Source organism: Rubrivirga sp. (assembly GCF_049648075.1).
Lineage (GTDB): Bacteria > Bacteroidota > Rhodothermia > Rhodothermales > Rubricoccaceae > Rubrivirga.
Genome location: NZ_JBARYR010000158.1, coordinates 1 through 1,596, shown reverse-complemented (window position 1 = coordinate 1,596; position 1,596 = coordinate 1). Strand labels below are relative to the sequence as shown.

The window sequence follows — 1,596 nt, the reverse complement described above, 5'->3', positions numbered from 1 at the left end:
CGTTCCTCGTGGACGACGAGACGGTGTGGGTCAACCCGACGCAGTATCTCGAGCCGGCCTGGGCGAACGTGGTTCCGGCGCCGCTCTCACCCGAGATGCGGACCGAGATCGAAGCGTTCTCTGACGCCGCCCGTCGCGCACTCGGCGTGACGTCGGGGATCACACACCTCGAGCTGTTCCTGACCGATAGCGGTCTGGTCTTCGGGGAGCTCGCGGCGCGTCCGCCAGGCGGTCACATCATGCCGCTCGTCCAGCACGCGTACGGTGTCGACCCGTGGGAGTCCGTCTTGCGAGTGGCGCTCGGAGCGCCGCCGGGGCTACCGGTCGAGGCCGAGCAGTCCGCGGCGTCCCGGATCTTCCACCCTGGACCGGGCACCGTTCTCGAGGTCGCGGGCGTCGACCAAGCGCGCGGGATGCCGGGCGTCGCGAAGGTGCGCGTCGCGGCACTCGGGCGTGAGATCTCGGAGCGAGAGGGGACCGGGCAGGAGGCCGGTCACGCCATCGTGACGGGAGCGACGGCCGCGGAGGCGGAGTCCCGTCTGGCCGGTGCCGTCGGAGCCATCCGCATCGAGGTCGGCTGAGCGCCCGCACGTCGCCGTGAGCCGACGTCTTCGAACCGTAAGGTCGGCGAAGCCAGGTCGCTACCCCACCAACAGCACCTTGCCCCACCGACCGCGCGCCGTAGCGGCTTTGACGGCCTGCGCCGCGTCCTCGAGGCCGAACGTCGCGGCGACGGGGAGTGTGTGGGCGCCCTCGAGGGCGAGCCGCGCCAGCTCCTCGAGGACGGATCGGACCTCGGCGTTGGGGGTCTCGCGAGCCCAGCGCGTCCGCCAGACGCCGGAGACGGTCACGTCGCGGTAGATCAGCGCCGCGGGCGACACCTCGAGCGGGCGCCGGCTCAGCGCGCCGTACACCACCTGCCGACCTCGAGGGCGCAGCGCCGACATCGCGAGGGCGCCCGTCTAGCCCGCGACTGGGTCGAGGACGGCGGCAGCATCGGCGGCGACCTCTCGGAGGCGCGCCCGATTCTCTTTCGTGTTGCCGTCGGCCACGATGACTCGGATCCCGATGCCCTCGAGACGATCACGGTTCTCATCGCTGCGGACGACGGAGACGGGGACCACGCCGCGCGACAACGCGATCTCGGCCGCGACCCGGGCGACGGCGCTCGCCCCGGCCGTCTGGACCACCACGTCACCGGCCTCGAGGTCGACCGCTTCGAGCAGGAGCCAGGCCGTCAGGGGGTTGACGAACAGCTGCGCCGCCGACTCGTCCCCAAGCGCGTCCGGCACGCGGAACGTCTCGTCGGCCTCGAGGACGACGGAGTCCTGCCACGTCGGCGCTTGGCCCAGCTTCGCGACGCGGTCGCCGACCTCGAGATCGGACACGCCTTGGCCGACGGCCTTGATGGTCCCGAACCCCTCGTTGCCGCCGGTCGCGGGGAGCGGCCTCGACTGGCCGTAGGTGCCTCGAATCATCGACAAGTCGGCCGGGTGGATCGGGCGGTGCGTCAGGCGGACGCGGACGCGGACCTGGCCCGGTCCCGGCTCGGGCGTCGGCACGTCCTCGAGGGCGAGGACCTCGGCGGGGCGGCCG

At 72.6% G+C, this 1,596-nt stretch carries 2 protein-coding genes and 1 pseudogene; 1 reads left to right on the top strand and 2 read right to left on the bottom strand.

Annotation, left to right across the window (positions count from 1 at the left end; genetic code table 11):
• Positions 1 to 581, top strand: a pseudogene (locus WBA11_RS04500) (hypothetical protein); the annotation flags it as partial.
• A gap of 60 nt (positions 582 to 641) precedes the next feature.
• On the opposite strand, the gene WBA11_RS04495 reads toward WBA11_RS04500, so the two are convergent.
• Together WBA11_RS04495 and WBA11_RS04490 are read right to left on the bottom strand one after the other, a co-directional pair.
• Positions 642 to 947 carry a zinc-binding dehydrogenase gene (locus WBA11_RS04495; protein WP_424519529.1) on the bottom strand — a complete coding sequence of 102 codons (306 nt, stop codon included), beginning with the start codon at positions 945 to 947 and terminating at the stop codon, positions 642 to 644.
• Between the two features lie 15 nt (positions 948 to 962).
• On the bottom strand, positions 963 to 1,596 hold a 634-nt coding region (locus tag WBA11_RS04490; protein WP_424519528.1), incomplete at its 5' end, for an alcohol dehydrogenase catalytic domain-containing protein.